This is a genomic window from uncultured Streptococcus sp., assembly GCF_963518475.1.
GTDB lineage: Bacteria > Bacillota > Bacilli > Lactobacillales > Streptococcaceae > Streptococcus.
Genome location: NZ_CAUQJA010000010.1, coordinates 1 through 24,025, shown reverse-complemented (window position 1 = coordinate 24,025; position 24,025 = coordinate 1). Strand labels below are relative to the sequence as shown.

At 31.4% G+C, this 24,025-nt stretch carries 17 protein-coding genes and 2 pseudogenes; 8 read left to right on the top strand and 11 right to left on the bottom strand.

What is annotated here, in order from left to right:
* Positions 1 to 278: 278 nt before the first annotated feature.
* From RYK12_RS05390 to RYK12_RS05370, 5 genes are all read right to left on the bottom strand, one after another.
* Positions 279 to 2,492, bottom strand: coding sequence for a TIM-barrel domain-containing protein (locus RYK12_RS05390; RefSeq protein WP_314847514.1), 2,214 nt, complete (start codon positions 2,490 to 2,492; stop codon positions 279 to 281).
* Positions 2,489 to 3,133, bottom strand: a complete 645-nt coding sequence (locus RYK12_RS05385) for a YesL family protein (RefSeq protein ID WP_001170586.1) — start codon at positions 3,131 to 3,133, stop codon at positions 2,489 to 2,491. The genes RYK12_RS05390 and RYK12_RS05385 overlap by 4 nt, the downstream gene beginning before the upstream one ends.
* Positions 3,134 to 3,338: 205 nt before the next feature.
* The gene (locus tag RYK12_RS05380) at positions 3,339 to 4,904 is read right to left on the bottom strand and encodes an extracellular solute-binding protein (RefSeq protein WP_261804905.1); all 1,566 of its coding nucleotides are present in this window, start codon (positions 4,902 to 4,904) and stop codon (positions 3,339 to 3,341) included.
* A gap of 9 nt (positions 4,905 to 4,913) precedes the next feature.
* Positions 4,914 to 5,810, bottom strand: a complete 897-nt coding sequence (locus RYK12_RS05375) for a carbohydrate ABC transporter permease (RefSeq protein ID WP_261804906.1) — start codon at positions 5,808 to 5,810, stop codon at positions 4,914 to 4,916.
* Between the two features lie 17 nt (positions 5,811 to 5,827).
* A complete protein-coding gene (locus RYK12_RS05370; RefSeq protein WP_000861542.1) occupies positions 5,828 to 6,745 on the bottom strand; it encodes a sugar ABC transporter permease in 918 nt (305 codons plus the stop codon).
* Positions 6,746 to 6,947: 202 nt separating this feature from the next.
* Between RYK12_RS05370 and RYK12_RS05365 the strand changes: the two genes are divergently transcribed.
* The 3 genes from RYK12_RS05365 to RYK12_RS05355 all read left to right on the top strand — a co-directional run bounded on the left by RYK12_RS05365 (position 6,948) and on the right by RYK12_RS05355 (position 11,740).
* Positions 6,948 to 8,618: a histidine kinase gene (locus RYK12_RS05365; protein ID WP_314847508.1), complete on the top strand. Its 1,671-nt coding sequence runs from the start codon at positions 6,948 to 6,950 to the stop codon at positions 8,616 to 8,618.
* Positions 8,599 to 10,137, top strand: a complete 1,539-nt coding sequence (locus tag RYK12_RS05360; protein WP_314847505.1) for a response regulator — start codon at positions 8,599 to 8,601, stop codon at positions 10,135 to 10,137. The genes RYK12_RS05365 and RYK12_RS05360 overlap by 20 nt, the downstream gene beginning before the upstream one ends.
* Before the next feature lie 254 nt (positions 10,138 to 10,391).
* Positions 10,392 to 11,740, top strand: a protein-coding gene (locus tag RYK12_RS05355) for an IS3 family transposase (RefSeq protein WP_314847503.1) whose coding sequence is annotated in 2 segments (ribosomal slippage) — positions 10,392 to 10,833 and positions 10,833 to 11,740 — 1,350 coding nt in all. Because the reading frame shifts where the segments join, the coding sequence is not laid out codon by codon here.
* A gap of 223 nt (positions 11,741 to 11,963) precedes the next feature.
* Here the strand turns inward: RYK12_RS05355 and RYK12_RS05350 are convergent.
* The 3 genes from RYK12_RS05350 to RYK12_RS05340 form a co-directional block, all read right to left on the bottom strand.
* On the bottom strand, positions 11,964 to 12,575 hold the full coding sequence (locus RYK12_RS05350) for a Fic family protein (protein WP_172931950.1): 612 nt from the start codon (positions 12,573 to 12,575) through the stop codon (positions 11,964 to 11,966).
* Complete coding sequence (locus RYK12_RS05345; protein ID WP_000050754.1) at positions 12,575 to 12,751, bottom strand: hypothetical protein; 177 nt, start codon at positions 12,749 to 12,751, stop codon at positions 12,575 to 12,577. Before RYK12_RS05345 ends, RYK12_RS05350 begins: the two co-directional genes overlap by 1 nt.
* Before the next feature lie 986 nt (positions 12,752 to 13,737).
* Positions 13,738 to 17,274 carry a hypothetical protein gene (locus tag RYK12_RS05340; protein ID WP_314847500.1) on the bottom strand — a complete coding sequence of 1,179 codons (3,537 nt, stop codon included), beginning with the start codon at positions 17,272 to 17,274 and terminating at the stop codon, positions 13,738 to 13,740.
* A gap of 702 nt (positions 17,275 to 17,976) precedes the next feature.
* Between RYK12_RS05340 and RYK12_RS05335 the strand changes: the two genes are divergently transcribed.
* Positions 17,977 to 19,185, top strand: a complete 1,209-nt coding sequence (locus RYK12_RS05335) for an ATP-binding protein (RefSeq protein WP_314847498.1) — start codon at positions 17,977 to 17,979, stop codon at positions 19,183 to 19,185.
* A 78-nt stretch (positions 19,186 to 19,263) separates the two neighbouring features.
* Positions 19,264 to 19,620, top strand: a pseudogene (locus RYK12_RS05330) (tyrosine-type recombinase/integrase); the annotation flags it as partial.
* Between the two features lie 564 nt (positions 19,621 to 20,184).
* Here RYK12_RS05330 and RYK12_RS05325 read toward each other — a convergent pair.
* A complete protein-coding gene (locus tag RYK12_RS05325; RefSeq protein WP_314847495.1) occupies positions 20,185 to 20,514 on the bottom strand; it encodes a helix-turn-helix domain-containing protein in 330 nt (109 codons plus the stop codon).
* Positions 20,515 to 20,616: 102 nt separating this feature from the next.
* Between RYK12_RS05325 and RYK12_RS05320 the strand changes: the two genes are divergently transcribed.
* Together RYK12_RS05320 and RYK12_RS05315 are read left to right on the top strand one after the other, a co-directional pair.
* Positions 20,617 to 20,742 carry a 3-hydroxyacyl-ACP dehydratase gene (locus tag RYK12_RS05320; RefSeq protein WP_314847493.1) on the top strand — a complete coding sequence of 42 codons (126 nt, stop codon included), beginning with the start codon at positions 20,617 to 20,619 and terminating at the stop codon, positions 20,740 to 20,742.
* Between the two features lie 40 nt (positions 20,743 to 20,782).
* Complete coding sequence (locus RYK12_RS05315; RefSeq protein WP_314847491.1) at positions 20,783 to 22,153, top strand: MFS transporter; 1,371 nt, start codon at positions 20,783 to 20,785, stop codon at positions 22,151 to 22,153.
* Between the two features lie 214 nt (positions 22,154 to 22,367).
* Here the strand turns inward: RYK12_RS05315 and RYK12_RS05310 are convergent, their stop codons facing one another.
* Together RYK12_RS05310 and RYK12_RS05305 are read right to left on the bottom strand one after the other, a co-directional pair.
* Positions 22,368 to 22,508 carry a hypothetical protein gene (locus RYK12_RS05310; protein ID WP_314847488.1) on the bottom strand — a complete coding sequence of 47 codons (141 nt, stop codon included), beginning with the start codon at positions 22,506 to 22,508 and terminating at the stop codon, positions 22,368 to 22,370.
* Between the two features lie 85 nt (positions 22,509 to 22,593).
* A protein-coding gene (locus RYK12_RS05305; protein WP_152639385.1) for an IS5 family transposase occupies positions 22,594 to 23,399 on the bottom strand; the annotation gives its coding sequence in 2 pieces (ribosomal slippage) (positions 22,594 to 23,022 and positions 23,025 to 23,399; 804 coding nt in all).
* A 65-nt stretch (positions 23,400 to 23,464) separates the two neighbouring features.
* Here RYK12_RS05305 and RYK12_RS05300 point away from each other — a divergent pair.
* A pseudogene (locus RYK12_RS05300) lies at positions 23,465 to 23,837 on the top strand (tyrosine-type recombinase/integrase); the annotation flags it as partial.
* Between the last annotated feature and the right edge of the window lie 188 nt (positions 23,838 to 24,025).

Here is a 24,025-nt window from a genome sequence, read left to right as displayed (position 1 = left end):
ATTTTACAGAATTTTCAAACAAATGTTAAACAAATTCTGTTTGTTTTAGAAAATTTTCTGAAAAAATCACCTTTAAAAATTTGCTCTTGTTTAGTTTAAAAATATTTCAAACCTTGAAACATACTTATCCTTTCCTCTTCAGTAAACAAAAAACATCCCTATGCCAAACTTGTAATTACTAAAATACAAGCCAATAAGCATAGAGATGTAAAACTATTACACATGAAAAATAAATAATTAGCAATTAAACAATAGAAGTTGTGTACGAAATTTCTCAATTAGTTTTCGCTAGTAAATACCATTTCCAACAAACGCCCTCTCAATTCCTTATCCTGATGATGCAAGATATTCATTAACTCATGAGAATTTTTGGCATTGATGAATTGATTTAATAATCTATCTTTTAATTCATATGGAAGAGAAGCAGTCTTTAGTAGTCTAAAAACTTCATCATTCAGAGATAGTATTTTATTATCTTTACATTCAAATCTAGCTATATCATTCTTATTTGGCAATTCAATCATAGACACATTCGTTCCTTTTAAATGAATTCTATGCCTTCTATTGCTTGGAACGATACTAGAATCTCCTTGTAATGCCAAATCTACCATTCCCATTTCCCAATCGATTGATAATCTTGTTTTATATCTTTGACCATTTTGATCTTCAATCATTTCAAAAGAATGTTGCTTGCCTGGGAATACATACCAATCTACAACTTCAGGTAACTCAACACCCATATCTATCTCAGAACCAACCAAGGGAATGATTGCACCACTTTTTGCAAACACAGGCATAGTCGAGATGTCTCTATAAACACTTAACTTCACACCACCTGTATATTTTTTCTCTGAAAAGAAGTCATACCATTCACCTTCAGGGAACCATACATCCACTTTTGCAGATTGGAATGCCAAATCCATCTTTTCTACAATGGGAGCCACCATCAGTTCTGTTCCAAAAAAGTATTGATTTGGAACATTATAACTCTCATCATTCTCTGGGTAGAAATAATACATTGGGCTGATTAATGGGGCACCTTCCTCGTGTGTCTTTACATTCATAGTGTATAGATATGGAATCATCTGATGTCTCAAACGAAGGTATTTCTTCATAATCTTAGATGTTGTTTCTGAAAAAAACCAAGGTTCTTTACTATTAAAGGGACTTCTAGAACTATGTAAGCGAGTAATCGGACTAAAAACACCAAACTGTAGCCATCTAGTTTGTAGCTCTTCGTCATAATCCCCCAGCATGTGTCCACCGATATCATGACTCCACCAACTATAACCGATATTAGATGCTGTCGCTGTAAAATAAGGTTGAAATCTTAAGGAATTCCAACTAATAATGGTATCTCCTGAAAAACCAACAGGGTATCGGTGACTACCCGGCCCTGCATATCTTGATAAAATCAAACCACCTTCTGCATTTTTACAACTATCCTGATAATGATAATGGTTTAAAAGCCATAGTGGATCTAGCATACCTTGTGTCCCTTGTTGCCAGTCAATCCACCAAAAATCTACTCCCTGCTTTTCTAGCTCATAATGAACATCTTTAAAGTAGGATTCCCTAAAAGAGGGATTAAAAAAATCAAAAATAGCAGGTTCTTCTAGTTCTACATTTAGCCCCAATCGTTTGGCGACTCGAGGATAAGCTTCTTCATAAGCCCGTATACCATCAGCAGGATGGACATTTAAGGAGAGTTTTAACTTTCTATCATGAAGTTGTTGCAATAACTGTTCTGGATTAGGTATTAAGTTTTTATTCCAACTATATCCTGTCCAGCCACTTCCAAAACGAGCTGGAATGTCAGTTATGTGCCAATCCATATCTAACACACCGATAGATAATGGAATTTTCTCTGCTTTAAATCTGTCTATTAAATCCAAGTATTCATCCGACGTATAAGGCCAATATCTACTCCACCAATTGCCTAAAGCATATCGTGGCAACAAGGGTGTTGAACCAGTCAAATGGTAAAAGTCTCTGATTGCTCCTCTATAATCATGCCCATAGGCAAAGAAATACAGGTCAATTTGATTTTCTCTCTCAATATAACCAGACTGTTCATCCCAAATAAATCCTTGAGAATCATCCAATAAGGCTATACCATTTCGGCTAATAATTCCATCTTCTAACGAGATTGCTCCATCTGCCTTATCCAGAGTCCGAGCTGTTCCTTTTAACGTTTCAATAGATTCACCAAAATACCAGCGACTACCATATACGGCAAAATTTCCTTTTAATTCTATAAATAAATTTTCGGCGTTAAATTCTCCTTTATTAAAGTGCAAATGAAAATAGTCCGTCATAATATCTAGTACGTTTGATGTCTCGATATAATCTAACGAAACTTGGCCAAAATCTCTATTATAGATAAGTTGTGTAGTCCTATCCTCAAAACTTCCAGTTTGAGAGTATTCTAACCTCACTAGCTTGTCTGTTAATACAGAGATTCGATAAAACTCTCCCTTAAAAATTTTCAATTTGTTTCCCTCCTTTTAGTAAATTTCTTTACCTTATCAAACATTTTATTTGTTATCGTTACATTCATCAATCCGCAAAAAGCAAATCCCCCAAATGTAAATACGTAAATAGCTGTTAAAACTCGTTCTGGACTACTAAAACTCATATACAGTACAGAAATATTAAATAAAACCAACATGATAGCTTGTATTGGATTTAAAATACAAATTAATACGCTATTTACAATACTATTTTTTAGATTATCTTTAAATAGACCAATATAGGGAAAAATAACACTCATCAAAAGTATTATAACAAATAAAAAGGGCAACACTAACAATAAACTATACTCTGAAAATAAACTTGAATAGCCCCAAAGACAATAGTTCACATATAAAAGTAATTCTATTAGGAGGATAAACAACCAAATAAAAGTTGACTGTTTAAAATTTCGTCTAAAGATCCGAAAATAATGATAAGCAATATCTGTATCTTTACCTTTTAAAATACGATACCACATTGTCGTAAGAGAAGTTAGTGATGCCCCAATTGTAACTATTGGAATACAACTAACAATAAATAGAGTATTTAAAATAATTAAATCTGTCAAAAAAGTTAAAATTCTAACCACTTTTCCATCTAATGAAAATAATTTTTGCATAATAGATATCTCCATAAAATCGATTGCCTTAACTCTATATTTTATAATGTCAGTTGTACAAAAATATTACCTAAATTATTTAAAAAACATTTCCAAATTTCTTTAAAAATTAGAATAAAGGAAGCGAGATAATTTGATGTTATCAGTCTCGCTTCCTGTAATTAGCTAGTCCCTTGTTTATACAACCAAGAGTTCATATAAAGTATTACTCTTTTACTTCTTTTTGGTAACGATTATATGCTTCCTGTTGAATCTTCATAAATTCGTCCAATCCCATATTCTTAAGAGTTTCTTTGTATGAGTCCCATTCTTTTTCTATGCCACCTTCAACTACCCATTTAGATGCTTGTTGTTTGACATAGGATTCAATGCTAACATAGATTGATGATAATTTGTTAAGCTCTTCTTGTGAATAAATCACATTAGGGTAAGCTGGCAACGCAAATTGTTTCAAATCTTGGTCCATCTTCAATTTCAATCCATCACCTTGTGTTTGATCGATTTCTACGCGACTATTGATATCATCGCTTACGTATTTAGGACCAAAATCTCGAAGTGAATTAATCCATGCCCATTCATCAGCTGATTTACCATCTTTAGGAGGTAACACTTTAAACTTATCACCATTCTTTTCAGTAGCTATTCCAAATGATCCATAGAAATTCTGAATACTTGCTTCATCTGTATATAATTTATCCAACCATTTCAATAATTTAGCAGGGTTTTTGCTCTTATTTGTAATCAAAATTTCATTGCGACCGTAGTTGTAATGATCTGGATCAGAAAAGACATATTGTTTTCCATCCATACCTTTTAAAGCAGGTAGAGCAATATATTCACTTGAATGTAATCCAAACGTTGCATCTGCTGTCCAACCACTAGAAACACCTACTCTAGATACTCCCTTATCCATACGTTTTGCTACACTCATAGAGGTATCTTCTGTAAAGATTTCCGGATCAATCAAACCTTTTTTATAAGATTCGTGCATTGCTGCAATCCCTTGTTTATAACTTTCTTCTGTACGAAGGTAGACTGGTTTTCCATCTTTTACAGACATTTCATATGTATTATCTGCCCCTAAACGATTATTGAACGGAAGAATATATGAGAATGTTGGATCAAAATTTCCTGCTCCGAATGGAATTTCATCAGAAGTGTCTCCATTTCCGTTCGCATCTTTATCCTTAAATTCTTGTAATACTTTTACTAAATCATCATAAGTTTCTGGAACCTTTAATCCTAAATTATCTAGCCACTTTTTATTAATAAATAGCTGATTAGCTACTGTAGGACGCATCGGTAATTTTTTAGGCAGGCTATAGATATGGCCATCTGGTGAAGTAATCATAGCTTTAATCTTAGGTTCTTTCTCCATAGCCTTAGTTAAATTGGGCATATTTTCCTTGATTAAATCTTCCAATGGAATAAATAGAGATTGGTTCTGAGCAATTTCTGAATCTGTAAAAGCATTTGAACCTAAAAATGCATCTGGTAAATCTCCACTAGCAACCAACACAGATTTCTTATCTGCCCAATCTGCAGCTACAAGTGTATCCCATTTAACATCAATACCTGCTTCCTTGGCAGAATCTGTTAGAAAACCTTTATGATAATCTTCTCCCCAGTCAGACCAACGAACAGTTGTGATTTTATAAGAATCTTCTCCAGACTTATCGTCCTTATTCGCATTATTGGAATTTGCACAGGCTGTTAAGCCAGCAAGTGTAACTGTTCCTAAGAACAAATATGTAAATGATTTATTTTTCATGTTTTTCTCCTATTCTTTCAAGGCGCCAATCATTACGCCTTGATTAAAATGTTTTTGAACAAAGGGATATAGCAACATTATCGGAGCGGTTGAAATAACAATTGCTGCATATTTCATCATATCGGCTTTGATACGAAGATCTGATGCAACTTCTCCTGTTGCTTGCGATTGTAACATTTGATTACTAATTAGTAAACGTCGTAAAATTAATTGCAATGGTTGTAAATTTTCATTCGTTAAATAAATTAAAGCATTAAACCACGAATTCCAAATACCAACTGCAGTCCAAAGTCCAATAACTGCTATAATAGCTTTTGATAAAGGAACGACTATCTTAATAAAATAACGAATTGTACCACATCCATCAATTTGCGCAGCCTCCCACATCCCGTCTGGAATACTATTATTAAAGAAAGTTCTAGCAACAATAATATTGTATGATGAAACCGCAAAAGGGATTACCATTACCCAAAATGTATCAATTAGGCCAACATTCTTTACTGTTAAGTAGGTAGGAATCAAGCCACCTGATACGAACATAGGGATTATGTATAGAATACTCATCCATTTTCTACCAACTAATTCTTTTCTAGATAAAGCATAACCAGCTGGAATATTGACTACTAAAGCAACTAAGGTCCCAACAACAGTATATAAAATGGTATTTAGATAGCTACGTAAGAATAAAGGTTGTTGAATAAGACGTAAATATCCATCTAATTTCCATTCTCTAGGAATAAACCATACCTTTCCATTTGCAACATCTGAAGGATTACTAAAAGATGCAATCACTACAAACCATAACGGATAAACAATTAACAGGATAAGGAAAATTGCTAAACCATAGGTAACTATATCAAATAATAATTCAGAGTTTGTTTTTCTTGATTTATGAAACCATCTCACTTTAAGCACTCCTTCCTTTAAAAAAGACCCGTTCTAGTATATCTTTTTGAGAACCAGTTAACAGATAACAAAATTATTAGATTGACTACGGTGTTAAATAACCCTATAGCTGTCGAATAACTATACTGAAAATTCACCATACCAACTTTATAAACATAGGTCGAAATTATCTCACTTCCTGCTAAATTAAGAGGATTCTGTAATAGTAACACTTTCTCAAACCCTACACTTAATAAACTACCTGCTCTTAATATTAGCAAAATCATAGCAGTTGGCAAAAGTAATGGTAATTCTATATGCCTAATTTTTTGTAACCTAGAAGCGCCATCCATAGTTGCAGCCTCATAATATGTAGGATCAATTGCAGAAAGCGCTGCCAGATAAATAATACTATCCCAACCAATATGTTGCCATACATCACTCCAAACATAAACACCTGCAAAACTAGTAGGTTTTGATAAAAAATCTGGAATAGTAATTCCAACAGACTTAAATACATTTGCTAATAAACCACTAGTAGGAGATAAAAATAAGATAATCATCCCACACATAACCATTGTAGAGATAAAATGAGGTAAGTAAGTTGTCACTTGAAATATTTTTCTAAATTTCCCAACTCTTAACTGATTACTGATTATAGCTAGTATAATAGGCAAGGGGAATCCTACTACAATACTATAAAGTGAAATTTTTAATGTATTGAACATAGTTGTCCCGAATTGGAATGATGAGAAAAATTGAGTAAAGTACTTAAATCCTACCCACTGACTAGCAAAGATACCATTGGCTGGTGAATAGTCTTTAAATGCAATAATTAGTCCCAACATGGGAATATAGGAAAATAAAATTAATAGCAATATTGAAGGAAAAAGTAATATATATAACGGAATACTATGCTTTAATTTTATTTTATGAAGTTGAGATGCTACTTTCATGTTTTTCCTCCCATCTGATTTTCTACGATTATTTTACACCATATAGAATTCCCTTAATAGAACTTTTTGGACTAGGTTTATCAATTTTTCAGTTTTTTAATTTTAAAAACTATTACTTTTCCGACATCTTGATAAAACATATCTGTTTTGTTACATGATATCGTATTTTCAAAGTGCTATAATTTTAAGAGGAGAATAGTATATGAAATTAAATCACGACTTATCAAAAAAACATTCCATTCATTTTTTCTTTAAACTCCTACTTGTACTACTATTGATAAATATTTTAATCAATATTGCTATGAGTAACATAACCAGAAATTTTATTAAAAACCAAAATATAGCACACCTACGTAGTTCAATTGAAATTTATGCTGACTCTGTTAATGAAAAATTGCATTCTGTAGAACGCTTTATGTACTCAACAATAACGCATAATGAATCTTTAGAGAAATTAAATCATGTACAAACGTTTCTTGAGTATCAAGAAAATCTTAAAAAAGTTCAAACTAGCTTTACAGAGTTTGAATATCAAAATGAAACTCATATGACATTCTTATTAGAAACCGATAGTACTGATCATTTTATAAATGTCTCCAATCTTTATATTCCATATGAAGATTATCTACTGTTAAAATCAAATCTAAAATCATTGCGTAGTGATATAAGTGACCGTAAATGGAAAAATGTAACTACTAAAAACAGCGAATACTTAGTTAAATCTGTTCATTACGAAGGAAAAATCATTTATGCCGTCATATCCTCAGCAGATATCCTAAAACCTCTCAATAAACTTAATATTGGTAATAATGGTAAACTCTCCCTAAAAGAGCCTAACAATATACCGTCCGAAAACTACCTGATTCATGCTCAAAATGAAAAAACGCATTTACCTTTCGATATTTATGTTTTAGTCGATTATGCCGAAGTCTTTAGAAATATCACACTCTTAGAAGTATTTTTATCAGCCGTTCCTATCATTATCACCATTTTATCAATCATCATTATCCTGTATATTCGTCAATGGATGATTAAACCTATAACAAGACTCACTGAACGACTCTCTCAACTTGGGGACTCCATCCCCCCTTCTGAATTTTTTATATCTGAAGGTATACTAGAAATTGATAAAGCAAATGATAAACTTAATAAAGTAATATTTGACATGCAAGAATTAAAAATACGGGAATACCATTCACAACTAGAACTTAAGAAGATAGAACTTAATTATCTTAAGAACCAAATTCGTCCGCATTTCTATTTAAATATGTTATCAATGATTCATAGTATGCTTCAAACAAAAAACTATAAGGAAATTGAAGAGTTAACTATCCTAACTTCAAATTATCTCCGTCATTTATTTATGGCTAATCAAGATTTTTCAGAACTTAAAGATGAAGTTCAGCATATTAAAGATTATTTAGAAATACAACGAATTCGATATGGAAATAGCATCTACTTTTCACTAAACTACAATGATGACCTACAAAATACTCTTGTCCCATCATTACTTTTACAAACATTTATTGAAAACACAATCAAACACGGGTTTTCATTTCAGGATTTATTTACAATTTTGCTATCAATAAAAAAAGTAAAAACTGAGAACTCAGATTATATTCAGATTTGTATCGAAGATAATGGTCCAGGTTTCTCTGAAGAAATTTTATCAAAACTAAATCAGAAACAGTCTCTAATAACAGAAGATGGACATCATATTGGGATAACGAACACCATCGAACGTTTAAATCTTCTCTATCCCAACGACTATACTATTACATTTGAAAATAATGAAGAAGGTGGGGCTAAAATTCTTTTACTTATTCCATACAAGATTATAGACGGAGGTTATAATGAACATCTTATTAGTTGATGACGATCGTTTTATCATTGAAGCTTTACGAGAGAAAATAAATTGGGCTAAACTACACATTGACACTGTTTATGTTGCCTATAGCCTCACTCAAGCTCAAAATATTATTAGAGAACATCCTATTGATCTCATGATAAGCGATATAGAAATGCCTCAAGGCAGCGGTCTCGAACTCTTATCGTGGATTAGAAATGAAAAATATGATATAAAAACAATTTTTTTAACCAATTACGCCGACTTCAACTATGCTCAAAAAGCAATTGAATTGCAAAGTTTCGAATACTATCTAAAACCTATTAATTTTGAAAAATTAGAATTTATTATCCAAAAAGCCATTAGTAAAATTGAGAATCATAACTTAAACGGAAAAAATGATGCACTTTTACAAATGGAAGATAACTTCTGGTATGATTACCTTAGAAAACCTCAAATTTCTCGCATTGATGAGCTAGAAAATATAGCAAGCAAACAAGATTTTATTCTTCAAAAACACCAGTATTTTTTTCTTGCAGTTTTAACAATCAATCTTAATGAAGAAGATTATTCTGCAGAAACTCCATCATGGACTTCTCAACTAAAAAGAGAACTTCAAAGAATTTCACAACCTTCTAATAAGCTGATAAGTTTGTTCAAGATGGAAAGCCAGGTCGATCAATATGTTTGTCTCTTTAGAGTAGACTCTTCCAAACGTAGTGACAAATTAGCATATGAGATTCATTCTCAAATTTCTAATAACTTTAGCAAATACTCAAACATTATATATAAGAGTTGCCATAAACTATCCGATATTTTATTTCATACCAAAGAACTCTACACTTATAATGAACAATATGTTTCTTATTGGAATACTATTACATGTGTTCCACATAGTTTTCCAACTTCTTTTAAAACAGAAACTCTTTCAATTACTTTTTTAGATACCTTAAGTGAATACGAATTAAGAGAAAAAATTAATTCACTTGCTTATAATTCTCAAATTCCTACTTTCACACTACAACAAATTTTACTAGATTGGACTCAACAAATAGGAATATATCTAGATCAAAATGGAATTTCAGCTCATAAATTATTCCAAAACAGCACTCATGATTTCCTATTCCAACGACGCTTTCATTCAATTGAATCTTTTCAGGATTACTTTGATTATTACTGGTCACATGCTAAGAAATTTGCAACAAACCTTGAAAACCAAAAAAATAGTATTCAACGCATTCTCGAATACATAGATCATCACTACTATGAAGATATAAATCGTTCTATATTAGCAGATATGGTTTATCTCAGTGCAGATCATTTAGCTAGAATTTTTAAAAAAGAAACTGGAGAAACTCTTGTTAAATATATAACGGATAAGCGCATTAATGCTGCTAAATCTCTCCTATCTCAAACAAATATCTCGATATCACAAGTATCCTGTCAAGTAGGGTATGATAATTATTCTTACTTTACTAAAATTTTTAAGCAAAGGACTGGACTTTCTCCTGGAGATTACCGTAAAACATATCAAAATAAAATGTAAGCAATCTAAATCATTGAAATGATAAGTAAAATTCAAGGTCTATAGTAATTTTTGAAATTCTACAGTTTTTCCAAAGATAGCTTCAAAAATTTCTTTAAAATTGTTGATAAGGCAACTTCTTAAAAAGTCAGTTTGAAAAGAAAACCCAGTAAATATTTCTAGGATAATAGGATAAAACGTATGCTATCAAGCTTTTACTGAACTGCACCCCAAAAGTTAGACAGAAAAAATCTAACTTTTGGGGTGTTTTTATTATGAAATTAACTTATGATGATAAAGTTCAGATCTATGAACTTAGAAAACAAGGATATAGCTTAGAGAAGCTTTCAAATAAATTTGGGATAAACAATTCTAATCTTAGGTATATGATTAAATTGATTGATCGTTACGGAATAGAGTTCGTCAAAAAAGGAAAAAATCGTTACTATTCTCCTGATTTAAAACAAGAAATGATTCATAAAGTCTTACATGAAGGCTGGACTAAAGATAGAGTTTCTCTTGAATACGGTCTCCCAAGTCGTACGATACTTCTTAATTGGCTAGCACAATACAAGAAAAACGGGTATACTATTGTTGAGAAAACAAGAGGGAGAGTACCTAAAATGGGACGTAAGCCAAAAACGAGACCTGAAGAGAGGACAGAATTAGAACGTCTTCAAGCAGAAAATGAGTACCTGAGAGCGGAGAATGCCATCCTAAAAAAGTTAAGAGAACTCCGATTGAAGGAGAAAAAAGAGAAAGAAGAAAGACAGAAATTGTTCAAGAATTAATGACTGAGTTTTCGTTAGATATTCTTCTAAAAGCCATTAAACTAGCTCGTTCGACCTACTACTATCACTTGAAACAGCTAGATAAACCAGATAAGGACCAAGAGCTTAAAGCTGAAATTCAATCCATTTTTATCGAACACAAGGGAAATTATGGTTATCGTCGGATTCATTTAGAACTAAGAAATCGTGGTTATCTGGTAAATCATAAAAGAGTTCAACGCTTGATGAAAGTACTCAATTTACAAGCTAAAATGCGACAGAAACGAAAATATTCTTCTCATAAAGGAGATGTTGGCAAGAAAGCAGATAACCTTATTCAACGTCAATTTGAAGCAGCCAAACCAATGGAAAAGTGTTATACGGATGTGACAGAGTTTGCCATTTCAAATAGCACGCAGAAATTGTATTTATCGCCTGTTTTAGATGGCTTTAACAGCGAAATTATTGCTTTTAATCTTTCTTGTTCTCCTAATTTAGAACAAGTAAAAACGATGTTGGAACAGGCCTTCACAGAGAAACACTACGAGAATACGATTCTCCATAGTGACCAAGGTTGGCAATACCAACACGATTCTTATCATCGGTTCCTAGAGAGTAAGGGAATTCAAGCATCCATGTCACGTAAAGGTAACAGCCCAGACAACGGTATGATGGAGTCCTTCTTTGGCATTCTGAAATCGGAGATGTTTTACGGTTATGAGAAGTCGTTTCAGTCGCTTAACCAATTGGAACAAGCCATTGTAGACTATATTGATTACTACAACAATAAACGAATTAAGGTAAAACTAAAAGGACTTAGCCCTGTACAATACAGAACTAAATCCTTTGGATAAATTAATTGTCTAACTTTTGGGGGGCAGTACATACATTCCTGATAGTATGCGCTTTTTATTTGAATACTTGCTACAAAACCTCATAAGGTTTACTATCATGCCATAGCAAAATGAACTGCACCCTAAAAGTTAAATAGAAAAAATCTAACTTTTAAGGTGCAGATTACATAAAATATTCTAGTACAATAGAGCATTCTTATCCAGGGTAGTCGAATGTATAAACTCATAACTTGAAAAGAATTTTTTCAAATAACTTCGTTAATTTAGTTTTGTCTCCATAAACTGTACCATCCATATATAAATGATAAATCTCATCATCATCACCAATTGATATTTCACATTCAAAACCTTTCATCAAAGCTAAAGAACGAATAACCTCCCTCTGCGTTCTACCGTTTCCTTCACGGAATGGATGAAAATAATTGAGATTATCTAAAATTTCGACCAATAAGTGAACGACTTCTTTTCTACTATTGGCATTGTCATGAAATCTATCTATCAAATTATTAAGGTAAGTAAGTGCTGTATCGAAAGACTGAATCGGCATAAAAGCATTACCACTTTTTGAAATATTGACTTTTCTAAATTCACCTGCCCAATGATACATATCTTCAAACAAAAATTGATGAATTTTCAATATATCTTCTACACTATAAACTGGGATAGGATTGATAAATAATTTCAAACTCTTACTAGCAACCATACGATATTCAAGCTCACGTGCTTTTTGTTCATCTCGTTCTTCCTGCTTATTTCTTAGAACTGAAGAATCTGGATAGGTATATAAATTATTCGGATCAATATAGTCATAAGAATCATAACATTTACGCTTCATTAAGCCATCCCCAGAGCAAGAGCTTCATCTCGTAATTTTTCAACATCACTAACCGTAGGTCGCCATCCTTCAATCATATTTGTACTTAAAGCATACCAAACACTCTTAAAAACGGAGCGGTTTTCAAAAGCTACTCCCATGATTGTCATCTTTTCTTTATCTATATCTAAGGACATATGCTACCTCCTTTAGTTACATTATACCATGTTTCTCTGTAGCTTTTAAATATTTTATTTTGTCTGTAATATCTAATTTTTCAGAACGTTAATCCTATTTTATAAACCTCAAACCCAAATATAAAACGCATTCTTTTTTCCTTTTTAACTAATGATGCTGAGTAAAAACTTAACTTCAGGGGAAACTGAAGTAAGACTAGACAAAATTCAAAAACTGATTTCGCACAACTCCAAATACTGATTTTAGACTCAAGATAATACTAGAGTGCTAATTAATGTTTTTATAATAAAGAGCTGACGACTTATGTTGCTTTTGATTTCTTAAGAATATAAAAAGAAACAATAAGTAAACTTTTAAGTGATTTGAAACGTTGATAGTATCGTATTGATTAACGTTTTGAGCCAACTGGGTCCGGTTGCAACCGCATTTGCAAGCGACTAAAATCGCAACAACTGTGTCAGTTGCACCAATTTAGTAAGAAAGTATAAAAAAGAACACCCCGAAAGGTGCTCTCTGTAAGTATCGTAATTCTTTTGAATTAACGTTTACTAAATTGTGATGCTTTACGAGCTTTCTTAAGACCTGGTTGGGGCATCACTTATTTCATCTAATTTCAAAATGCTTTAAAATCAACGTTCTCACTAGTTTTCAGAAAATAAAATTTCAACTAATTTCAAGTAATTGCATCAAAATAAGGTAAATTTTCGTCAAAAATAAGTAAAAATCGAACCAGAATATCAAAAATTTACCTTATTTGGTTTTTACCGACAGAAGTCAAGCAGACATTCACTACTCGTCAGTTATGACGAAAAATATTGATTTAAAGTGATTTTTGAAATTTAGAATTTCGATGTGTTACTGTAAAAATCAACCAAATGACTACATTTTGTGAGAAATAAATTTAGAAGTTAATATATACAAAATCTCTTTTATCAATTTTAGAAAATGAATACTTTGATAACCTGTTCAAATTTTATAAAGAAATTCAATTATTATTGAGAGATTTAAATTCATTAAAACTAATAATTTCAAATGGAAATTCCACAAAGTTTGATTTTATTAGTTTATTTGTAATGAAATATGATTTTAATGAGTATCTCTCTTCTAATCCGATATTTCTACAAATTACATCTAGATTCTCTTCAAAATACTCTACTCGTCGTTTGAACTTTAGTCCTTTGGCCTTTCCCCCAAAAAAGTATTCTTTTTGATCACCCATACTATCTTTCATAGTCTGACTTAAACGCATATATTTAACTTCAAATAATAATATTTCTTTCAGCTTATTGTCTATCACAATTAGGTCGTAATCTCCTAAATTTCTAGGATGATTTCCTTTAATATCTAATTTATATAATTCTTGATCAATATGAGTAACGTACCTATTATCTTTAAATAAGCCATTAAGATTTTGGACTATCTGTTGTTCGTAAAATTTTTTCCAACTATTTATTGTATTTAGCGTATTTTGCATACCAATATCATATGGTAAAATGAAGTTCATCATTCCCTCTGTCCAATCTTTTGCCAACCTATCAAGAATAATAGGTGAAAAAATAATGCTATTATGATTAACAATAATAGGTTTAGCAGAAAATTTATTATCTCTTTTCTTTTTCTCCCATATTGGAATTACTCCATTAGTAGTAATTTTCTTCTTTTCTATAACTAAGAATTTCAAAACACCATAAAAGATTTCAATTGAATAGTCCGAATTCTCTTCAAAATATTTAGCCAAATCTTCTATTTTACCTGTTACAACATTTCCTTTTACAATCAGTAATTTTTGATTTTTTAATTTTAAAATATGACTATTACTTGAAAATATGGAGAGGAAACAAATAAAAGAATCAAAATCAACTTTCGTATCTTGAAAGAACGATTTCTTAACCAGACCAATTATATTATTGTCAATTTTCTTATCTCTACTTGCGTATTCACCATATTTATACTTGATTTCTATCATTTCATCAACAAATTGTAAGTACTTTTCCGTTTCTGAAATATCTACAACATAATTATCTTCAATCTCTAACTGAAACCAATTGCTAGCACCATACGAATAGGCATCAGAAAGAAGTTGAAAATCTAATATGTATTTCCCATAAGCAATCAATTCATCAACAATATCATCACTTGGAATTAATGCGTCATCATCCCTTTCTGTTACTAAATTCTCTTCAATAAGATATTCTAATATTGGTTTATAAACGCGGGCCTCTTCACGTAAATCAATCGTTTGTTCTCGAAATTTATTTAATTTAACAGTTTGAAGATTTCCGTTATCTGAAAATGTAGTTAATCTTCTGCGGTGGATATCAATACTAAAAATAATTAAAGATAATATATTTTGTAGTTTAAGTATCAAGTCATACTGATTATACAATGACATCATAGAAACTAAGTCTTCGCGTATTTTATTTCTAAAACATCTTACGATAGCAACTATGTCTGATTCACAATATATACCTGGCTCTAATCCAAGTTCTTTAATGATGTTAGCAATACTTTTCCTGACTCTTTTAAAAGAATAGTTTTTAGGAGCTGAGAATTCTAAATGAGGCTGAATAAAATATTCAACCCTAACTTCAAATAAGCTTGAAGTTCGTTTCTCATTGTCTGTTTCTTTAATTTTTTCAAATAACAAAACTCTATCCTTAAAAAGGAAACCGTCTAGTAAATTTATTAGAATTGTATTTTCAAATTCCAATGTTGATTTGGAAAGATTATCAGCAAATATTTTATTCCATCTAGGAGCTAATAAAGTTATCTGATATTTGGAATTTTTAACAAAAACTATTTTATTAAAATAGTTCGTTTCTTGTATCGGACATCTAAAATTAGCATTTCTATCAAGCACAGACTTAGATACTAAATTAATCTCCATAGTTTCTTTTTCATAGTTTGATAAAATTGCTTCTTTATTATGATATAAAGCATTTAAAACAATTTCGTTAAAAGATGTTATTTGTTCGTAATCATAGATATTTATATCTTCTAAAATAAAATATAACTCCCGATATATAATTTTTTTATGATTCTCTGAAAATATATCAATTGATCCAAGATGAGCTTTTGAAATAAGTGACAAATCAGTTTGTTCCCTATCAACTATTTTCCAACCATGAATATTATAAAACTCTCCCCCTATTTCAAATGGATAGTTTAATACAATTTTATCAAACGTTTCCATATTATAATGAACACTTTCATAGGGTAAGAAAGACATATTTACATTCAATGCACCATCATTAATCATCTGATTTGATGATTGCCACATTCGAAATAAAGCATCTCCATTGGAGAAAGACATAATTCTATCTTGATTATTGTTATAAGCTATAAAAAAATCAACGATTTCTTTTATTGAATTCGCATTGTTAATTATTCCTATAATACTACTTGCATTTAATACATATTCATCATCATCTCCAAATAGGAATGTTTTAGCGATATTTGGAGATATACTCTTGGTTTCAACCCCAACAAAAATAATATTGCTCTGGGACTTAAACTCAAATCCTCTAACTTCTCCATCTTGACAAAGACCTGCTATCTGGTAAGTATTATCAATAATTCCTTTTTTTAAGTGATCTGAAATTTTATTTTGGCTTGGCTCTAAAACAATTAATCTATCTTCATTTAAAAATGCCAATGTATTTTTTAAATCAATCTTTTCTTTAGCCTCTTTGTTAATTAACCTCAGATTATAAAATGAATTTCCTTCTCGTTCAAAGAATTTTGTAAAATTACAATTTAGTCTGCTCCAGAAGCTTAACCAAATAGATTCTTCAAACTTTGATTCCTCTATTTCGCTTTCTATTCTCTCCATAAAACAATCTTTCATAACTGGTAAAAATATGGGAAAGTTATTAACAGGAGTAAATAATGGATATAACTCAGCATTATTACTTTTGAATGTTTTGAAATACTGTGCAAGTTCGTTATCATAAAAAAGCTCATGATTTTGATATATAAAATTAAAATAACTCTCAGGTGGACATTCAAAGTTTTCTTGAGTAAACTCACTTTTAAATGGTTCTAAGGATGAAATAATTAAATCTTCATATTCAAGTATCTCATACCATATTTCTTTGAATTGCTTAAAATCATGCACTAAAGATTCTATTACAAATGAAGTTTCATAAGTATCTTCATTGCCATTTCCTATAAATATTTTATGAAATCTATCATTTGAATAGAACCTTACATTTCCAGTATCAACAGGGAAATCTTCTTTTGGGTATTCAGGTATATAATACTCGATTGCTTTTTTATAAAAGTCTACAAATTTGCTGTATGAATCTATTTTAGTAGTCCCTAAAATCTTACTTTCATTATTAATAAAATCTCTATTCAATTTATCAACTATTCCTAAAAATCTCCTATTTGGAAACCATGAAGTAATAGAATAAATAGCTTTAGACAAAGATTCAAGATCATATTCTAATAAAAAAGAGTTACTCATTTGACTTTCCTCATATTCTCTTTGTATAGATTTTAAATCTAAATATACTACCATTAGTATATCATTTATTTTTATTTATAATAGACCTCAAACTTAAGTAAATCTAAAGTAAATACTTATAAACAATTTAATCTCAAATCATAGAGTATTTGTTAATACATAATTTACAGTGGTAAAAATAGTAAAATTACTCATCAATAAAACTAATTAAATTACTTAGATAATCCAGAAACCTACTTTTATAGATATTTGAAATAACTCAGGGAAATTTTCAGAGAAATTTCTTGTTTTTAGACAAAAAAAGACATCCAAGAGAAAATTCTTGAATGTCTGTAAACGTTGATATAATCGTATTGATTAACGTTTTGAGAATTGTGATGCTTTACGAGCTTTCTTAAGACCTGGTTTTTTCTACATTATGATATTTATGGTAAATTATCACTAAAATCAAGTAATTTTAAGAGATAAATCCTCAATATTTACATATATAATCCTTTTGAAAATCGAGAGGTTATCAAAGGGTTATCACATTTTAGTTTTCGGAGCTTATGTAGTTGAGAAATACGAAATACTGTATCACAAAGATGATGTACAATTTCTTCGTGCCAGTGCAATTTCTTTTTCTATCCTGAAGATATTTAAATAGACCTAGATATTATTTCTAATAAATTGAAATTAATCAAATAAATTAAATATTATTTCTAAATATTTGAAAATAGTTACTATTTGTATTATACTATCTTTGAGGTAACTATTATGAACTATATTAAAAGACCACATTATTTAGACTTTTTAAGAAGACATCGTAACCGCCAAATCATCAAAGTTGTGAGTGGAGTTAGACGAGCTGGTAAATCTGTTCTCTTTCAACTCTATAAAGAGGAGTTACTAGCAACTGGAGTAGACGAGGATCAAATCATATCCATCAATTTTGAAGATCTGAGTTATTATGACCTGCGAGATTTTCAAACATTATTCGCTTATATAAAAGAAAGATTAGTTGAGGAAAAAACATACTATATCTTTTTAGATGAAATTCAACATGTTGAAAAATTTGAACTGGTAGCAGATAGTCTATTCATCTTGCCAAATGTTGACCTCTATTTGACTGGATCAAACGCCTACTTTATGAGTAGCCAATTAGCAACAAATTTGACTGGGCGTTATGTTGAGATAGAGGTTCTTCCTTTATCATTTGAAGAATACCTATCAGGTCAATCTCTCTCAGAGAATCTGAATACAACAGAAATTTTTAACAATTATCTCTTTAGTGCTTTCCCTTACTTATTGCAAACATCATCTTACGCTGAAAAAATTGACTATCTCAGAGGAATATATAACTCCATACTGTTAAATGATATTGTCACTAGATTGGGAAATCCAAATCCTACGATTATTGAGCGCATTGTCCGAACCCTTCTCAGTAGTACAGGTAGCTTAATATCAACAAATAAGATTCGCAATACCCTAGTCAGCCAAAATGTTTCAATATCCCATAATACTTTGGAAAATTATTTGACAACTTTGACAGATAGTTTACTTTTTTATTCCGTTCCACGTTTTGATGTAAAAGGTAGAGCATTATTGCAACGCTTAGAAAAATATTATCCCGTTGATTTAGGTTTACGACATCTCTTATTACCAGACCACAAAGAAGACATTGGGCATATCTTGGAAAATATTGTCTATTTGGAATTGAGACGTAGATATTCACAAGTATATGTTGGTAATTTAGATAAATATGAGGTTGATTTTGTTGTTGTAACTGATCTTGGTCACTACGCTTATTATCAGGTCAGTGAAACAACACTTGTTCCAGAAACACTAGACAGAGAACTTAGACCACTAGAAGCCATTAAAGATCAATTCCCCAAGTATCTATTAACAATGGATACGATTCAGCCAACAGCCAATTACAATGGAATTGAGAAGAAAAATATCATAGATTGGTTACTAGAAAAGTAGATAATCATAAATCATACAGCTAACTAGATTTGTAACAGTCTGTTATCAATGATTCTACCCAAATCCTAACAAAATATATGGAAAAAACATCAAAATGCTGAACTATCAAAGTTTGGAATTATCCAATCCGATGAACAATATGTCTTTACTTATATCGATATGAAGGGTAATGTTAATAGCCCTCTACACTCTGACTATCTTAATAATAAAATGAAATCTGTCAAACGTCGTCATCCAGAACTTAAACATGCTACACCTCATAAATTACGACATACAGGAGCGACACTTGCTAAAAAGGCATGAATGAGCTTAGAAGCCATTTCTGAAGCATTAACTCATAGCGATACAATTACAACTAAAACTTATGTTAATGCTTCAAACATAGTTCCATTATCTGCTGGACAAGTTGCCTACCAACATCTTAAAAACAAGTAGGGTAATTTTAGGGCAAATTTTTTTAGAAAGTATAGAAAAAAGACACCAGCAAGACGCTGATGCCTTAAATTTATTAAGCTCTTTATCCAAAGGATAATTTGAACAGACTTGAACCAAAAAGTCCGTACAAAGATTGTCTCAATAGACTTTTTATTAACGTTTACTAAATTGTGATGCTTTACGAGCTTTCTTAAGACCTGGTTTGAACATCTCGTATTTGAATGAATTTCAATATATGCTTAATATCAATGTTTCCCCACGTTTTCAGAAAGAAATATTTCATCTAATTTGAGTAACTTTCAATTGAGTGGTGTGAATTTTACCCTAAAATACACGAATTGAGCTAGATTTTACCCAAAAGTTCACACCACTATTTAGATGATTTTTTATTTTGCCTGTTTTTACCTATGGTCTTACCCACGACAAAAATTATAGAGCCAAAAAAACCTAGTCACATATTTGAACTAGGTTTTTACGTTTCTTTGATTAACAAGGTTACCAAATCTTTCAGAATTACATTTTCTATTTATAGAAAATATTAATAATAAATTATGTTAATTTGATTTAATCACCATAAGTTTGCTCCCATTTTTTCATTTCTTCAACGATACTTCTTAGAGCAATACCTTTTTTTGTCATTTTATATTCAACCTGTGGAGGCGATGTCGGTAAAACTTTTCTTGATAAAATACCTTCTTTCTCGAAATCATGTAACCGTTGAGCTAATATTCTCGGATTAATACCTTCTACACTACGCAAAAGACTACCATAATGTGTATTACCATCAATAATTTCAGATAAAATCTCAAGAGTAAATTTACCTTTTAGTAAATTCAAGACCCTTCTTGCTGGACAAATTGATTTTTTCAAAGATTGCATCTTGCAAGTCTCCATTCATTTCCTCCTTTTTTGATAGTTACTATACTTTTTTTCCCTTCTTGTTTCAGAAATAATTACATGGTAAGCTAATTATATCACTTGAAAGGGGAAATTACTATGGATATTATAACTAAGTTTGACCGTATTGAAGATATTCTCGGTTGCGCTGATGGAAGATACTTTGGTACTGGATATACTCAAGTAAAATATTTTCAGAAAGTTAAATATATTGCTTTTGATTGATAAATGAAAATTGGTTTGATGAAATAACGGAGGAAGCTTGATGAAAAAAACAAATACAAAAGCACCAGCTTATCTACTTTTTATTCTTTCGCTAGGATACATTATGGCGGTCCTAGATACAACCGGAGTTGTTCTTGCAGTGCCTCATATTGAGACAGCTATGAGCGTCTCATTAGAGCAATCCATTTGGATTATTAACGCCTATACACTAGCTTTAGGCTCTTTGCTCTTACTTTCAGGAAATCTAACAACAAAATATGGTGCTAAAAGAATTTTATTAGTTGGAATGACAATTTTTACACTTGCCTCGTTTGGGTGCTCTTTTTCACCAAATATTGAAACATTAATTATACTTAGATTCATTCAAGGTTTCGGTGCTTCTTTGTTTATGCCAAGTTCATTAGCACTTTTATTCATTTCATACCCCGATTCTACTAAAAGAGCACGTATGTTAGGAATCTGGACAGCAATTATTTCTGTTGCAACCGGTACTGGTTCTTTTATTGGTGGACTAATAATTAACTACTTCGGATGGAGGGGTATTTTCTTGGTCAATATTCCATTTGGAATTTTGACAGTAATTTCAATATTACTTCTCGTGAAAAATAATATTGCCAATCTAAAGACCAGAATTGACATCTTTAGTAATATATTTCTGGTTACAACTATCGGAAGTCTAGTTATTTACCTTGTTGAAGGGAATCAATATGGTTATAGTAACTCAAATCTTTTATTGTTTCTTCTCCTATTTATATTATTTGCTATTGGTTTAGTAGTCCACGATAAAAAAAGTAAAGCACCTATTGTTCCCCACCAACTATTAAAAAATGCTAAGTTTATTGTCTCTAATCTATTAGGTTTAGTAGTTAACATTTCACTATATGGCATTGTTTTGGTGCTAGGACTCTATTTTCAAACTTATTTAAACCTTTCCTCAATGGTTTCTGGACTCCTCATTCTACCAGGAATGATTGTCTTAATTATTGGTAATTTATTTTACGCACGTGCTGTAAAACGATTTTCCGTGGGAAGCCTCGCTACTGTCTCAATTATTTTTGCCATTGTAGGAGCAGCAGGAATTTTTGGAATTGGAGTTCTTTTTCATGAAATTCAACTATACATCCTAATTCCTTTATTTTCTTTAATGAGTCTAGGTATCGGAGTGTTAACTCCAGCAACTACAACCATTCTTATGGAAGCTGCTGGTCAAGAATTATCTGGAATTGCTGGTGCAACTCTAAACGCTAACAAACAGATTGGTGGACTTTTTGGTACAACAATTATGGGGATTGTAACTACTAATTTATCCCATGATTGGAATATAGTCATCGTTATCGCATTTTTGGTTAACGTGATAATGTATATTGCTACTTGGTTAATTGCTAGTCGTTACCTTTATGGAAAAGAATAAAACTAAACAGAACGCAATCAATTTAAAAGTTGATTGCGTTTTATATTATTTCTCAACACAATTACTCCAATCATCATAATTTGCTTAATAAATAACTCAATTACTTTTGTCGCAAAGATTGTAAAATACCAACTACCTCATAACCTTGATGAAACTGTGAAAAATGCATAAGCGTTAGTTCATATGATAAATTAGATAACACTCGTCGTGTTCCTTAGCTATCCTCAATATTGATTAAACTTCCCAAAAGAAGACCGTCATCATAATGAACTAGGCTACTATCAATTGCAATATCTCTTTTGAGTAGCTCTTCACTCATATCCTGAACCTCGCTAGCAATCGTTTCACTAGTCAAATCTTTTAAATCTTTTACTAACTGATAAGTAGTATAGATTGTATTTGATATATAATTAATGGCTTTTATTAGACTTCCTGCGAAACTAAAATCCTAGTTCACGATTGATAATTCCAGCAATCAAATTCATTCGTAATCCAAAGCGTTTACGTCGATTTCGATAGCTTGTTGAAAACATTTTAAACGTTTTTACTTTGGCAAAAATATTCTCAACCTTGATTCTCTCTTTAGATAGCACATGATTATAGGATTTATCTTTAAGAGTTAGTGGCTTAAGTTTACTTGATTTCCTCGGAGTTTGCGTTTGTGAATACATCTTCATGATCCCTTGATAACCACTGTCTGCTAAGATTTTACCAGCTTGTCCGATGTTTCTGCGACTCATTTTGAACAACTTCATATCGTGGCAATAGTTCACTGCAATATCCAAAGAAACAATTCTCCCTTGGCTTGTGACAATCGCCTGAGCCTTCATAGCATGACATTTCTTTTTACCAGAATAATTGGCTAGTTGATTTTTTTAGGACGATTGATTTTTACCTCTGTTGCATCCACAATCACCGTATCCTCAGCACTAAGATGAGTTTTTGAAATCGTAAAACCATTTTGAATAAGAGTTGCTTCAACCCATTGACTCTGACGGATTAAGTTGCTTTCGTGAATACCAAAATCAGCCGCAATTTGTTCATAAGTGCGGTATTCTCGCATATATTGAAGAGTAGCCATGAGGAGGTCATCTAGGCTTAACTTAGGGGTTCGTCCACCTTTCGCGTGTTTACGTTGATAAGCTGTTTTTAACACAGCTAACATCTCTTCAAAAGTAGTGCGCTGAACACCAACAAGGCGCTTAAATCGTGCATCACTTAATACTTTACTTGATTCATAATTCATAGTTTTATTGTATCATATTTTTGTTTCGCAGGAAGTCTATTACTAATACCAACCTAAGGAAATAAAAAACAATTTCCCGAATTCCTGTTGAACTAACTGATTTACTTCAGTCATGGGAAAAGCAACAAAAAAGAGAACTAGCAAAATTTGGAATTATCCAATCTGATGAACAGTATGTCTTTACTTATATCGATATGAAGAGCAATGTTAACGGTCCACTACACTCTGACTACCTCACGTCATCCAGAACTAACACACGCTACACCTCATAAATTACGTCATACGGGTGCAACTCTTGCCAAACAATTTGGCACATCACTAGAGGACATTTCAGAAGCTCTAACACATAGCGATACAGGTACAACTCAGATTTATGTCAATACTTCTAATGTTGTTCCAATGACTATAGGAGAAATTGCATACCGTAATCTTGGATAATTCTAGAACAGATTTGGTGTGAAAAATGGTGTGAATTTTGCTAAAAATCATCCAAAAAACACCCCATGGTGTGAACCATGAAGTGTTGTAAATGCTGTATTGTAGCTGGTTCTTAACGTTTTGAGAACTGGCTAGCTTTACGAGCTTTCTTAAGACCTGGTTTTTTCTACATCATGATATTTATGGTA